The sequence below is a fragment of the Cognaticolwellia aestuarii genome (assembly GCF_002000025.1).
Classification (GTDB): domain Bacteria; phylum Pseudomonadota; class Gammaproteobacteria; order Enterobacterales; family Alteromonadaceae; genus Cognaticolwellia; species Cognaticolwellia aestuarii.
This window is the reverse complement of the sequence record NZ_MUZV01000006.1, coordinates 25,296-38,842: the sequence shown is the minus strand read 5'-3', so window position 1 is coordinate 38,842 and position 13,547 is coordinate 25,296. Positions and strand designations below refer to the sequence as shown.

The 13,547-nt window shown below is 36.0% G+C and carries 14 protein-coding genes and 1 tRNA gene; 2 read left to right on the top strand and 13 right to left on the bottom strand.

Features of this window, described 5'->3' with window-relative positions; translation table 11 throughout:
* Positions 1-144 precede the first annotated feature (144 nt).
* From B0169_RS10375 to B0169_RS10360, 4 genes are all read right to left on the bottom strand, one after another.
* Positions 145-2,160 (bottom strand): ATP-binding protein, encoded by a 2,016-nt coding sequence (locus tag B0169_RS10375; RefSeq protein ID WP_077285909.1) that lies wholly within the window; start codon positions 2,158-2,160, stop codon positions 145-147.
* Between the two features lie 237 nt (positions 2,161-2,397).
* On the bottom strand, positions 2,398-3,216 hold the full coding sequence (locus B0169_RS10370; protein ID WP_202971823.1) for a nuclease-related domain-containing protein: 819 nt from the start codon (positions 3,214-3,216) through the stop codon (positions 2,398-2,400).
* Complete coding sequence (locus B0169_RS10365; RefSeq protein WP_077285908.1) at positions 3,217-3,930, bottom strand: NYN domain-containing protein; 714 nt, start codon at positions 3,928-3,930, stop codon at positions 3,217-3,219. It abuts the gene before it with no gap.
* Positions 3,931-4,521: 591 nt separating this feature from the next.
* A tRNA-Ser gene (locus tag B0169_RS10360) sits at positions 4,522-4,612 on the bottom strand.
* 263 nt (positions 4,613-4,875) lie between these two features.
* On the opposite strand from B0169_RS10360, the gene B0169_RS10355 reads away from it, so the two are divergent.
* A complete protein-coding gene (locus B0169_RS10355; protein WP_158077075.1) occupies positions 4,876-6,336 on the top strand; it encodes an MATE family efflux transporter in 1,461 nt (486 codons plus the stop codon).
* Between the two features lie 112 nt (positions 6,337-6,448).
* Here B0169_RS10355 and B0169_RS10350 read toward each other — a convergent pair whose 3' ends face one another.
* Both B0169_RS10350 and B0169_RS10345 read right to left on the bottom strand, forming a co-directional pair.
* Positions 6,449-6,985: a hypothetical protein gene (locus B0169_RS10350; protein WP_077285906.1), complete on the bottom strand. Its 537-nt coding sequence runs from the start codon at positions 6,983-6,985 to the stop codon at positions 6,449-6,451.
* An 81-nt stretch (positions 6,986-7,066) separates the two neighbouring features.
* On the bottom strand, positions 7,067-7,711 hold the full coding sequence (locus B0169_RS10345; protein WP_077286131.1) for a HupE/UreJ family protein: 645 nt from the start codon (positions 7,709-7,711) through the stop codon (positions 7,067-7,069).
* 231 nt (positions 7,712-7,942) lie between these two features.
* On the opposite strand from B0169_RS10345, the gene B0169_RS10340 reads away from it, so the two are divergent.
* Positions 7,943-8,677, top strand: coding sequence for an ABC transporter permease (locus B0169_RS10340; RefSeq protein ID WP_077285905.1), 735 nt, complete (start codon positions 7,943-7,945; stop codon positions 8,675-8,677).
* Between the two features lie 35 nt (positions 8,678-8,712).
* On the opposite strand, the gene B0169_RS10335 is transcribed toward B0169_RS10340, so the two are convergent.
* The 7 genes from B0169_RS10335 to B0169_RS10305 all read right to left on the bottom strand — a co-directional run bounded on the left by B0169_RS10335 (position 8,713) and on the right by B0169_RS10305 (position 13,542).
* The gene (locus B0169_RS10335) at positions 8,713-9,642 is read right to left on the bottom strand and encodes a radical SAM protein (protein ID WP_077285904.1); all 930 of its coding nucleotides are present in this window, start codon (positions 9,640-9,642) and stop codon (positions 8,713-8,715) included.
* 121 nt (positions 9,643-9,763) lie between these two features.
* A complete protein-coding gene (locus B0169_RS10330; protein WP_077285903.1) occupies positions 9,764-9,922 on the bottom strand; it encodes a DUF3012 domain-containing protein in 159 nt (52 codons plus the stop codon).
* A gap of 77 nt (positions 9,923-9,999) precedes the next feature.
* Entirely contained in the window at positions 10,000-10,326 is a 327-nt protein-coding gene (locus B0169_RS10325; RefSeq protein ID WP_143323511.1) for a TM2 domain-containing protein, read from the bottom strand.
* 214 nt (positions 10,327-10,540) lie between these two features.
* The gene (locus B0169_RS10320; RefSeq protein WP_077285902.1) at positions 10,541-10,855 is read right to left on the bottom strand and encodes a cupin domain-containing protein; all 315 of its coding nucleotides are present in this window, start codon (positions 10,853-10,855) and stop codon (positions 10,541-10,543) included.
* 74 nt (positions 10,856-10,929) lie between these two features.
* On the bottom strand, positions 10,930-11,382 hold the full coding sequence (locus B0169_RS10315; RefSeq protein WP_077285901.1) for a GyrI-like domain-containing protein: 453 nt from the start codon (positions 11,380-11,382) through the stop codon (positions 10,930-10,932).
* A 455-nt stretch (positions 11,383-11,837) separates the two neighbouring features.
* On the bottom strand, positions 11,838-12,668 hold the full coding sequence (locus B0169_RS10310; protein WP_077285900.1) for a M23 family metallopeptidase: 831 nt from the start codon (positions 12,666-12,668) through the stop codon (positions 11,838-11,840).
* Complete coding sequence (locus B0169_RS10305; RefSeq protein ID WP_077285899.1) at positions 12,661-13,542, bottom strand: 6-carboxytetrahydropterin synthase; 882 nt, start codon at positions 13,540-13,542, stop codon at positions 12,661-12,663. The genes B0169_RS10310 and B0169_RS10305 overlap by 8 nt, the downstream gene beginning before the upstream one ends.
* Positions 13,543-13,547: the final 5 nt, after the last annotated feature.

The window sequence follows — 13,547 nt, the reverse complement described above, 5'->3', positions numbered from 1 at the left end:
GTTGTACTATCAAGCTTTAAATTATTTAGAGTAAATTTTCCATTTCACTACCTTTCCTTCTGCATAACTCAAAGTAAATAGTGTCTACTACTCACATAAATTAATCAAAAAAATAAACATCTAATTAATGATTCTTTATATTAATTAGATGTTTATTGCTACTTCTGGTAATTGATCAGATGATCTTTCTACATTAGCAAAATCATCCGCTAATAATAAATTTTCACCTTCAATTAATTTGTCACGTTGAATGGATAATTTGTCCAATAGGAAATTATGCTTAATTTCGAAATCTGTAAATAATTCTTCCCATAAAACAACATAAACATCATACTTTCCTCGATATGCTAAATACTTTTCTCCAAAGTGTTTTAAATTGTTTATTTGGTCTTCAATAAATTCACTACCATCATATTTATTTCCTATTAAATAAAACTTCCATGCTTCTTGTTTCGTATTAAAACCGTCTATAGACTTAATTTGCTGATAATAATTAATAACCTGATCTATCTCTTTTTTACCAAGCCTGATATTTGTGGGGTGCTTTAATTCAACTACAATGTTTTCAATCTTGTCATTATAAATAGTTCTTGTAGTTAAAAATAAATCCATTTCTTTTAGTTTATGCTCACCTTCAACGATTTCCTTTGTTTCATTATCTGGTTTTTCTCCGCGTAACAAATATGAATATCTATCAAGTGCCTCTTGAAATTTTGGTTCTGCTGCTGTGACTAACTGTAAATGTTCACCAAGAAGCCAGTAACACTTTTCCATTTTAGCTTGTAAATGGGGAACTTCTTTTGCGTACAAGGTTTTATCAAATACAAGTTTCCCCAAGTCTTCAACAGAGCGTTTACGATCTATTATTAGGTCAATAGATTCAATAATATTACCTAATTTGGTCACATTTAACTGCTTTGCAAATTGTTCTCGTTGTGCTGAATCTATATCTATAACACTTTCTAAAATAGTAAAAAGATCATCAAGTTCAGAGCCACTTAGCATTAAATTTAGAAATGCGACAAAAGTTTTCTTTTGTGTTTTATTTAAGTCTTTAAATATTGACGGTTCAATTTCGTACAATGACTTGACAGTAGATTTTAAATCCTCAGCCCTTAAGGATTCATATTTATCATTTGAATTATAATTAGGAAAAACACTATTCTTTTCATATTCTTCGACCAAGTCCTTCGCAAACTGATGTAGAAGAGGAGTTCGTTTGCTCCGAACATAAATATCTAAATTTTTTGTTAACTCTTTGAACTCATTATCTGTCACCGATGCATTAAAATGATCCTTTGTTTCATTTTGTTTGCCAATAATGAAATTATCAAAATATAAACTATTAATGGTTAAAGAATGATGAAAACTGTCACCTTTTCGATTGAATTTTGTAGTCTGATAATATTTAGTTTTGTGATCTGATGAAGTAAATATATATCTTGAAGGTTGACGGTTTGGGGCTGTTTTCCAACGGGTATAATTTACGTTAAACTCAAGATTTAATATTTTTAGAACTGTAGTTTCACGATCTCCAATAAGATCCTCATAGTCCAGTGCTACATTATTTATTTTTATGCTATAACCTAGGTCTTTATATAACTCTAGAAACCAACAAAATTCTTTCTTTATAAACTGAACTACATGTGAATCAAAATAAAATTTAGAAAACTTTTTATCTATTTCTGTAAATGTAACTATGGTCCCTGTTTTATTAGCTTGAGATAGTGCCGTTTTAGTTTTGTCAAAATCATCTAAGGCATCACTATTCACATTGATAGAATAATCAAAAAAATCTTCACCCTTCTTATATGTAGTAGTCCATTTAGCATATCTAGAAAAATGATAAAAGGTTAACCTGCCCAAACCATGTTGGCCATGTATGAGGGTTGTGTTATTTATTTGTTTATAATCTTTTTTCTCAGACTTTAGAACTGGCTCAAATTTATCTACTAATAAATCAAAATCTATTCCTGAACCATTATCCGATATGCTTAGATTACTGATGTTTCCAGAATTGTCATCATGTGAAAAATCAATATTAATGGAAGTTGAACCCGCATCAAATCCGTTCCAGATATACTCGGCAATAGACTTAAACGCTTTATATGATTTTAAGCGGTTTTTAATTCCTTTCGTGTCAACTTTAACTTTTGCCACAGCACACCCTTGCTATTTTATTGTTGAGAGTATTTAACCATATTAATGAAAGGTTATTAAGTTATTTAATAAAACTAATAACTTATATTTGAACCTTACATCATAATCATAGGGTCATTACTTCTACCTATCTTGAACATATAAAAACCTTTTTTGTAATTTCAAACAAGTATTTCTGAGTATAATATCTGAAGTTAAAAGCCTTAGATTTGTAGCAGAATTCAACATAAAACTTGCTTAATAATAATTCAAACAACCTACTTTAACGACATTCCTACAGTGTGGAAACGTGCTACATCCCCAAAACTCATTACCTGTATTTTTACCTTTGGTTGCTTTACGTAACACCATTTCAGCACCACACTTTGAACAAGATTTGGTATCAGATTTTTCTTCTATAATTTCTCGAACATGCTTAACGTGTTGTCGATTAGTTTTAAAACTCCGTTCTAACCTGCCACTTTCAATCTGTTCAATAATACTTTGTGTTTCTTCTGTATTAAAAACAATGTCTGTTTTACTTTTGATATATCTGATTCCACCACGTGCGAACCTAACGTTGTCAGGCATTTTTGATTTAAAGGTACTGTCACCAATGAAGATGATAACGGAGAATATAGAGGTGTTATCATTACTGTTATCAGTAAATAAACAAGCTTCTAACGTTTTGACATGTTTATAGTTTTGGTGAAGTGGGTTCTGAAATTTTGATTTATGCTTAAAGATTTGTTGCGTCCATTGTTTTTGGTTTTCGTTACCAAAAATCCACCCTTTCATATTTTTGGTTTCAACAACAAATATGCCGTATTGAGACACAATAATATGATCTATTTGCGTTGTGCCCTGCTTTTTACCGTCAGTAAAGGTTGGCAATGTCACATTTTTAATAAGATGATATTTATTTTTATTTAAGAACAATTTAATCAGTAAGTTCACTTGCCACTCACCAAGCACACCTTTAAACCATGCAGATTTGATAATGATAGCGAATAAACATATAGGTATTAAATACCAAGCTGCGTTGTACATCATGTTTAGGTAAATATCTAAGTTCACTTAATTTGCCTTGTACTTGCGTATATCTCTTACCCATGTTGCAGAGCCATGAGTACGTTTCATTTCGAATAAGTCGATTGCAGTAAACAAATCACTCAACTTTTTAAAACCATAGTTACGAGGGTCAAATGATGCATGGTTTGATATATGAGACCCAATAGTTCCTAACTGTGCCCAACCTTCATCATCTTCAGATGCTTCTACAGCTTGGCGGAGCATATTCATTAACCTAGTATCACTTTTAATACTTGGCTTTCGTTTTTGTACTGGTTTTTCTTCTGTTTCAATATCGTCTAGGTAAAGGAACTTTGAACAACTGTTGACGAAAGCTGAAGGTGCTTTACGCTCGCCAAAGCCAATAACAAATTTGCCATCAGCTAATGCACGCGTAACTAGGGGAGTAAAGTCACAATCAGATGAAACAAGGCAGATAGTATCAACATCTTTAGTGTAGAGAATATCCATAGCATCAATGACTAGTGCTATGTCTGTGGCGTTTTTGCCTTTAGTTAAATCAAACTGTTGTATAGGTTGTATGGCGTATTCGTGAAGAACATCTTCCCAGGGTTTAATACAAGGGCTTTTCCAGTTACCGTAAGCTTTACGAATGTTTACAACACCGTATCGAGCTAGCTCAGATAATATAATATCAATTTTTGCTGCAGGCGCATTATCAGCATCAATAAATAAAGCGATTTTTTCCTTATCCTTCAAAACTTGATTCCTTTCAATATTTTATATGTTACCTATTTATGACATAGCATAATTAAATATCAATAATTTTATTGTATCAGATTGTATTCGTGAACAATTTCAATTAATTCTACAGTTTATCGGTAAAGAAAATTTGATATGAACCAAGTAAATAACAAAATTATTAGGTTTTTGTAAAAGCTGTATTTTAATGTGGCGGTGAGATAGAGATTTGAATTCTACTCGAAGGTCTAGCGCTACAAACCCTGTTTAAGACTTGTCACTAAACTCAAAAATGAACACCCAGATAGCAAAAAGCCCATCAATCTTGCGATTAACGCCTTCTCTAAATGTGGCACTGAAATAGAGATTTGAACTCTACTCGAAGGTCTAGCGCTACAAACCCTGTTGAAGACTTGTCACTAAACTCAAAAATAAACGTTCAGATAGCAAAAAGGCGCTAATCTTTCGATTAGCGCCTTCTCTAAATGTGGCGGTGAGATAGAGACTTGAACTCTACTCGAAGTTCTAGCGCTACAAACCCATTACTAAAATAAATACCCAGATAGCAAAAAGCCCGTCAATATTGCGATTAACGGGCTTCTCTTAATGTGGCGGTGAGATAGAGATTTGAACTCTAGAAGGGCTACAAACCCTTGCCGGTTTTCAAGACCGGTGCTTTCGACCACTCAGCCATCTCACCTGAACTCTAAAGCATTGCTGCTTCAGAACGAGGCGAATATTAAATACCTGAAGCGCTTTTGTAAAGTGCTAATTGCGCTTATTTTGCATTTTATTTAATTTTTTGTGCCAAGTGCTGAATAATTCATCAAATATCAGGTTTTAACTGCCCCTTAGATGTTTATTTGTTCATTTTTAAAACGTACGATTTGTAACAATCGTAACGATCCGTATTTATCACGGCAACTGGTATACTATGCTACTGCATATTTACTAGGAGGTGTTGTGCCAAAAACTAACCAATCTGTTGCTGATCGTAGTCTGCTGAGTTTAACTTGGCCTATTTTTATCGATTTATTTTTCATTTTCATGATCAATGTTACTGATGCTTGGTTTTTAAGTCGTATTTCTGATTCGGCTGCCGCATCTGTGGGTGCTGTTATGCCAATATTAGGTATTGCCTTCGCACTTTATAGTACATTGCATCAAGGTGGCAGTAGTGTTGCTTCGCAACGAATTGGCGCTGGTGATCATAAAAAGCTAGCCACTACCTATGGCGCTTTGTTTGTTATTCTTCTATTTGGCGGTATGTTCTTAACCGTAATGATGTTTTCATTTGCCCCTACTTTTGCACAGTGGATGGGATTAAATGACAGTATGGCTGATATGGCTAGCATCTACTTAAAAACCATTGGTATGGGAACATGGATATTAGCCATTAGGTTCGCTGCTGCTGCCATTTTAACCTCGCAAGGTAAAACGCATTGGAACATGTGGTCAACGTTCGTTATGACCGTGGTAAATATTGTTTTTAACTATTTATTAATTGATGGCAAATTTGGTTTTCCTGCTTTAGGTGTACAAGGTGTTGCTTATGCGTCAGTTATCGCATGGGCGGTAAGCTTATGTTTCACCTTAGTGATTATTATCAGGCATTTAAAAATCAACGTTGCGCTTCCTAAAAGCTGGAATTTATTTAAGAAAGACAGTGCGCCTATTTTAAAAATATCAATGCCGTCAGTGCTAGAGCCTATGTCGTGGCAATTAACGCAAATTTTAATGACTGTGATGATCGTCACTATGGGTGAGCTAGCATTAGCAACGCGCATTTATAGCTTTAACTTGCTTTTTACCGCTATTCTTTACGGTTTTGCCGTTAGTGCGGGTGTGCAAATAAAAGTGGCGCATTATATTGGCGCTAAACGTTTTGATGATGCACACAAGCAGCTAATACTGGGGTTAAAACTTGGCGTTGTTGGCGCGATGTTTTTTGTCTTCACTTTATTAGCTTTCTCAGATCAGCTATTTGCGCTATTTACCGAGAATGTTGATATTTGGGCATTAGGTAAGTTAATACTGCTAGTGGCCATTATGGGCGAGTTTGGTCGAAGTTTTAATTTAATTGTTGGTTCGTCTTTACGTGCTTCAGGTGATGCGCGTTACGTGTCAATTGTTGGCTTTGTTTTAATGTGGTTTATTGCCCTGCCGTTAGCTTGGTTATTAGGGCTACATTATGCTTATGGTCTGGTAGGAATTTGGATAGCAACCAGTTTAGATGAATGTATACGCGGCATTATTGCTTTTAAACGTTGGAATAGTGGTAAATGGCGCAGCAAAGGCGTATATGCTGAAGAACTACCAGTACATGATCCAAGCTTAAATGAGCGCGTTGATTGCCAGGAAGCTAATGATTGTCGTGATGTTTTTAACCAAGAGCCTGAAAAATCAACAAATCATAAAAGCTAAACCTATGGTGGTCGCCATAATTTATCAACATAGGCAAAGCTAATTAACCATCAGAATGAACAAAGCCGCTAAACATACTGTTAGCGGCTTTTTGTTGTTAGTATTTTGGCAATTAGCCTTTAATAAGGTAGTAACCTTTCGTTGTTAACGATACGGTTATTGGTTGCTGGCTGCGGTTTTTCCAATACCAACCATGCACGCCTTTAAAAGGTGTGGTTAATGAACCTTTCATGTTGTTTGACGTTGTAATGGAGTAACTTTCAAAATAGCCTGTGGTGTCGCCTTCTGGCTCGCCGTGAAAATCAAAATAAAGCACTTCGCCATCGGTTTTCCACTCATATTCTAAATGAGCATACTTTTCCATATAGAATTTATATTCTAAGCCCTTACCTGCGGGGATCACAATATCAATACTGTCGTTACGTAATACATGAATTTGCTGACCGCGATCAACCACTAAGCTTGGCGACTTTTCAGAGGCTTGAGCAATAGCCGTTAAGCCTAGCGCTTTGCCAATACCTGTTGGGTCAATGTTATATTCTGCCGGTAAAATACAGGTAATAAGTAAAACAATAGCAACAATAATCGCCATCATGCCTGCTTTGGTTAACGTGCGTGTGCTATGTACAGGAACTTTAAATTCATTCATTTTCTATCCAAATTTACTTTATATGTTGGGGCAAGTTTTAGTTTTGCCGAATTTATCAGAATTATTTTACATATTGCTGCGCTAAGTGATGAAGTAGCCAGTAAGCTGTAGCCCTATTAGCATAAAACCGGCACTCATTAATGCAGTATTTGTTAGCGTTGCAAAGTGTAAATAGCTTTTATGCCTGCGCCAAAAACTTAATATTATTAACACTATGGCTAGCGCTATAAACTGGCCTAGTTCAACACCTATATTGAATGAAATAATGTTACTGACTAAACCATTACTCGGTAATTGAAACTCTTGTATTTTAGTGGCTAAGCCAAAGCCGTGGAACAAACCGAAAACAATCACGGCAATTTTTGTATTGGGTTGGTAGTGAAATACGCGCTGAAAGCCACCTAAATTATCAAAACCTTTATAAACCACTGACAGGCCAATGATAGCGTCGATGATATAAGGGTTAATGTTAATATGGCTAAGTACGCCAAAGAGTAAAGTTAAGCTGTGTCCAAGGGTAAATAAGCTTACATAAAGCAAAATATCTCGGCCGCGAAACAGAAAAAATATCACACCAACAAGAAACAATAAGTGATCATAGCCTGTTAGCATATGTTTAGCACCAATATACATAAATGGTATTATGGCAACACCTTGATTTGTTTCTAAAAATTGTCGAGTTACTTCATCTACACCATGTGCCGATACCGATAAGGAACTTATCATAGCGATAAGCGGCAATAGCCAAGGCAGTATGTTTTTAACGATGTTGTACACGCATGTGTCCTTATTTGAAATAGCAAATTATCATGGCTGTTCAGCCAACGTTTATACACTATGCTTGCCTGTAATGGGAATATAATTACCTTTTTTAGCAAAAGTGATGCGCTAAGCTCTATCTCCTGTCATAAAAATAATAAATAATAGTTTACCCTTATCTCATTATTACTTTTGCTGATGAATGACACACTGCAAGTGATCAGTTTACTTGATCTTTCTATTGCTTTTATCCCGGTGCTTATCGCGATTATTTTTTTGTATCTATGGTCATTAGATGTAAAACAAGCCAGTTATGCCCTTTCACGTATGCTAGTGCAGTTATTGCTGATAGGTTATGTGCTGAGCTATATTTTTTATTCTGATAATGCTGGCCTAATTGTCGCTATTTTATTTGCGATGGTGACTATTTCTTGTTGGATAGCATTACGCACATTAAATGAATACCGCATGTTGTTATTCAAACAGGGATTTGTTGCCATTTTATGTGGTGGTGGCTTTACTTTAGTTGTGATCAGCCAAGGAGCATTATCAATAACGCCTTGGTATCAACCGCAAGTAATTATTCCATTGGCGGGGATGATATTTGCTACAGCGATGAACAGTATCAGTTTAAGTGCTGAGCGAATGTTTTCTGAAATTGACAATAAAACCCCGTATTTATTAGCCCGAAAACATGCGCTAAATGCAGCAACTATTCCGGTTATAAATTCTTTATTTGCTGTTGGTTTAGTGTCAATTCCTGGCATGATGACAGGGCAAATTTTATCTGGTGTTTCACCATTAATTGCGGCCAGATATCAAATAATTGTAATGTGTATGATATTTGGCTCTGCAATATTGTCTACGGTGATTTTCTTATTGTTATCTAAGCCTAAAATACAGCAAATTATCACTACAAAAAGTAACGCGTAATCGTTTTTGTTATGTACTGACAGCGTCACTAATTTCTACAAACCCCTTTGCCACTCTTGCCTGAGCGGAATTGCTTGCGGTTGAGTAATTGCCATATTTACTTTATCGAGTAAGGCTTGCTTGTCTTTACCTAAAACACCTTTTAGCACCAGGTAATTAGATGCGTGATCAGAGCGAAAAATGGTTTTATCTAAGGTTAAAGTCGTTAATAATGTTGCCATTTCTTGAAACAATTCTTGTTGATTTAACTGTCTAAAACGGCCGTTAAAATTTTTGGCAAAACGCTCTTCACCTAAGGGAAAAGATACCACTAAAGTGGATAAAAAATCAGGCTGTGCAGCATTCATTAATTTGGCTGAATTTATCGCATGTTGTTGCGAAAGTTCGGGGCCACCCAGACCGTTTAAAATCATTACCGATGATTTAATACCGGCTTGTTTTATTTTAGTCAGTGCGGCTAAAGAGCTGTCAAAACTCTCCCCCTTTTCAATTAACGTTAGCACTTCATCGTCGCCACTTTCACAACCGATATACACGAGTGTTAAGCCTAAAGATTTCAGCTCAGCTAATTGTTCAACCGTTTTGTTACCTAAATTACGTGGTAAACAATAACTCGATACACGGGTTACTTGAGGTAAATGCTTTTTGATCAATAAAAGAATATCTTTTAAGCGCTTAAAGGGCAGCATTATTGCATCACCATCAGCCAAAAACACCCTGCCCACTGGCAACTTAGATGCCACTATGGATAATAATTCTTGCTCAATAATCTCGGGCTTCTTGGGTTTGAATTTTTTATTGTCGTTGGTATACATGTCACAGAAGGTGCATTTATTCCACGAACAACCGTTAGTCACTTGTAATATTAAGCTTTTCCACTCACTGGGCGGACGAAATACAGGTTCGATATAATTTAATGGGTACACGGAAAGTCTCGACAACAAAGTAGCAATATTTAACGACATATTATATTTATGACACTAAATTTAGCTACACAAATTACAAAAAAACCGATAACACAGCCAGCATGTTATCGGTTTAAGTAAGCTTATATCGGTTAGGTTTGGTTTAACCGATGACAGCAAATTAAAAAATACAATGTTTTGTAAAATCTTTAGCTTCTGTTGCTGTCCAATCACCTTTTGGTTTGTCTTTTAATTGTTTACACCAATCGTCACTACCTACTTCTGGCGCACAAGCTGTTGTTAACAATACGGTGAATAGTACTAATGATAATTTTTTCATAATGTTCCCTTAGCAGTCTTTGCTGCTTGTTTAGTTAAATTCATTAACGCTTATCATGCGTTATAGCTTTAATAAGATTAAAATATTGGACTTAAGATGTTGCCATCCGCATCTTCAAAGCGTCCAGCGAGTATGGTAATTAAGTCTGCAACCCACCAAACTCCCAAACCGCCCAAGGTAAATAACATAAAAACCCCGCTCCGCTTTTTACCATAAACGAAACGATGAACGCCAAATACACCGAGTAATAAACAATAGATAAAGGCGAACAAGCCTTGTGCGTTTTTACTGGCAACACCGCCAAAAGCACTGGGTAAGTGTTGCTCTGCGCCACAGTGTTGGCAATCTTTAGCGCTATCAATGATGTGATCACCACAATAACGGCAAAAAACTGTTGTACTCATGCTATGCCCTTTTATTAGTTTAATATGTCTTCACGTAATTATTGCTAAACTGACAATATAATATTTTAATGTTGAAATATAAGGTAAAAACAAATAAAAACATAGCACTACTGTTACTTTTGATGGATTAATATTATGTGCGTTACCTTTCTTACTAAGCAGTTTGTGCTGTAATGCTTATGACTTATTTCGAATTAATACCTAGGCGATTAGGTTATTCATCACAATGAAACCATATTTCAATTTCATCGGTGGCTTGTTCAAACTTAGCGCTGTGCTCAACATGAGCGGGCACATGGTACCACTGGCCGGTTTTGATTCGTTGCGTTTGTCCATTCATTGTTAACAACAATTCACCACGGGTGATCACGCCGTGATTATCTGTGTCGTGTTTATGCGCTGGTATTTCAGTTCCCGCAGGATAAGAGGCAAATAAAACATCACTACCATTTGCCGCTAATTTATACGCGTCGAATCGACCATCATATAACGGCAAGGCTTTTATTCTATCTGGATAGTGTCCAGCCATAAGTGTTCCTCTACATTAGATAGTTACTGGTTTGGGTATATATCAAAACAGATAAAATTGTGCATAATTTGAGATTATTTTTCTTTTACCGCGATATAAATGTCAAAAGATGTTGGGCTTTTATAATGTTCAAAATCGGTGGTATAAGCGCGTTGGTAACGTGCGTCTTGATCATTACTGAAATATTCCCAAATATGCCCCCAGAGTTCTATGATAGCGTTTGGTACTTCGCCCTGGGTTGAAAATACATAATATAAGCCCGGCGCTATGGTTAATGAGCTTAATTGATCATCGTTGATTGGTGTGTCTGTGGCGGCAAAAACACAATATTGACCACTAAAATCAGACTCGTAATCAGTATAAACACCGTAAACGTTTGATTGCTGGGTTAATTGTTTGCCTTGTTGGCTATAGAACTGGGCCCACAGGTCGCCTATTTTAGCTGTTGTCGGTTGCATTTCTTCTAGATTTGATGTGCGAACTGAATAACCAGTTAATTGAAAAGCATTAACTTGTATGGGCTGCATCTAACTATCCTTGTACTTATTTATTATAGGGTTTGGTGCTGTTTGTGGTTTGCTGTTTGTGGTTTGCTATTGGCAGTACATACAGCTGTAAATTAAAAAATAAGCGTAGTCAAATATGTGTAAAAATCAATGTAGTTTCAGATAATTAGTTTGATTTTAGCCATTTATTAATAATGTTGTTTAATTATCCCAACTTTTTAAATCACTGTTCGTTTGAACAAGCACTTTAATGACTTTTGGCTCAACGGCTTTTTTACAGAACGTTAAGTGAATATTTAACTGATAAATTCGGAGTTGTTGTTGATGATTGTAAAATTGACTGGAACAGAAAATCTGCTAGCTAAGATGAAGATTTTGCGCGTGACTTGTGAGGTTAAGCATTAAACAGAAGACGATTAGGATATTTTTAATGGGGTATAATACCCTTTAATCGCCTTTGTTAAATCAAATAGTTTTTATTCTAAAGGCTTAAGTTTTAATACCAATGCCGGGTCTAATCTGACATTAAACCAATTTATTCGCCAATCAAGGTGTGGCCCTGTTGCTCTGCCGCTTGCGCCAACCGCAGCAACCACTTGCCCTTTGCTTACCTTATCGCCAACTTTTACATAAGCGTCACTCAAATGTAAAAATGTTGAACTCACACCATGGCCGTGATCTATGATCATTGTGCCGCCTGAGTAAAACATATCAGGTACAAACATAAGTACCACACCATCAGCAGGTGCTTTCACAGGATCACCGGTATTGCCCGCATAATCTAAGCCGTAATGTGGCCACTTAGGTACACCGTTATAAAAACGTTGACTGCCGTAAACACCAGTAATAGTGCCTTCAATTGGCGCAATAAAACCTTGAGCAAAAGCCGTTAAGTCACTGTCGATGGTGCGCGCTGCTTTAATTTTTTTATTATCTTCCCCAACACGAATATTGGCTTTTTTGTTGGGATTCATAATTTTCTTTGCAATGCCTTCAATTCGTTGAATATTATATTCACGCTTTAAAGGTTTTAAGGTGCGTTTTTCAACCTCACCTTTTGGGCTAACAATAGTTAATACGCTATTGTTTTTTTCATCGCGGCTAAAACCTAGTACATAGTCACCTGAAGCCGATACTTTAATAGCTTTACCGTTAAGGTGTACCTTATTTTCGGGTGCTGTTTTACCAACAATTAATGCACCTTGAAAGAATTGCTCAGTTAATTGTGTTTTTGCGACAACAACTTGCGAGATTGTTAAGCCACTCACTAAAACCAATGAAAATAATAGCGCAGTTAACCTAGCCATTGGCAATTGCTCCTTTTGCGACACCTTCAAAGGCAACCACTTTGAATTCATTATCTGGAGATTGCTGTTTTAGCTGTCGTAGAATGAAGTCAGCTAATAATTCGACAGTAGAGTCGCAATCGACAACATCTAAGATATTGCTCGGTACAGCAATATCAAAACGACCTTGTGGCGCAAAATAAGAAAACAATTGCTGATCAGCACTTAAGTTTTCAGTGGCATTAGCAGACAACTCAATATCAGCTAAAGCAATGCGATCAGCCTCGCTCGCTAAATAAATATCTTTCCAACGTAAGCTCCATGCTGCTTCTAGATCTGCAGAGCGTTGACCATTTTGGTAAATATGAATTTTGGACCGATGACCATGAGCTATACGCTGACAATTACCATCGTGAAGTTTTAAGCCATGCGTGTAATGATAAAAAGCGCCATCAATGTTTTCAGCACGCAAATTTAACGTTAAGCCTTGAACATTTTTAGGTAATTGCTCAAGAATAATCTCGGTTAAGTAGCTTGTTACCGATGCTATATCAATTTTATCAGATGAAATTTTAGCAAATGCACAGCGAGGTGACTGTAAATTGTAACTGCCCTGCATGGATTTAAAATCAACAAATTCATGACCTTCACGATAAGTTGAATCGCTAACGGTTATGGCATTATCTAACATAGGTAGCAATAACTTATGATCAACGGCATCATCAATAATGGCTTTAATTTGCTTTTTAACAACAGCGAAATCAAGCACCATGCTCATTTCATTTAAACTACCATCAAGCAATACATCAACTATCCAGCTTTCACCAACAATACCGCGCTCAGTACAACAATAAGAAAAGTCGATTACGGTTAAGTCATTTACAAATAACTGCATTTATA

Bases quoted from the DNA above. Each gene is read 5' to 3' on its own strand.
- B0169_RS10305 (WP_077285899.1), bottom strand. From the start codon at position 13,542: ATGCAGTTATTTGTAAATGACTTAACCGTAATCGACTTTTCTTATTGT.
- B0169_RS10325 (WP_143323511.1), bottom strand. From the start codon at position 10,326: ATGAGTACAACAGTTTTTTGCCGTTATTGTGGTGATCACATCATTGAT.
- B0169_RS10340 (WP_077285905.1), top strand. From the start codon at position 7,943: ATGAATGACACACTGCAAGTGATCAGTTTACTTGATCTTTCTATTGCT.
- B0169_RS10345 (WP_077286131.1), bottom strand. From the start codon at position 7,711: ATGATAAGTTCCTTATCGGTATCGGCACATGGTGTAGATGAAGTAACT.
- B0169_RS10335 (WP_077285904.1), bottom strand. From the start codon at position 9,642: ATGTCGTTAAATATTGCTACTTTGTTGTCGAGACTTTCCGTGTACCCA.
- B0169_RS10320 (WP_077285902.1), bottom strand. From the start codon at position 10,855: ATGGCTGGACACTATCCAGATAGAATAAAAGCCTTGCCGTTATATGAT.
- B0169_RS10330 (WP_077285903.1), bottom strand. From the start codon at position 9,922: ATGAAAAAATTATCATTAGTACTATTCACCGTATTGTTAACAACAGCT.
- B0169_RS10350 (WP_077285906.1), bottom strand. From the start codon at position 6,985: ATGAATGAATTTAAAGTTCCTGTACATAGCACACGCACGTTAACCAAA.
- B0169_RS10315 (WP_077285901.1), bottom strand. From the start codon at position 11,382: ATGCAGCCCATACAAGTTAATGCTTTTCAATTAACTGGTTATTCAGTT.
- B0169_RS10310 (WP_077285900.1), bottom strand. From the start codon at position 12,668: ATGGCTAGGTTAACTGCGCTATTATTTTCATTGGTTTTAGTGAGTGGC.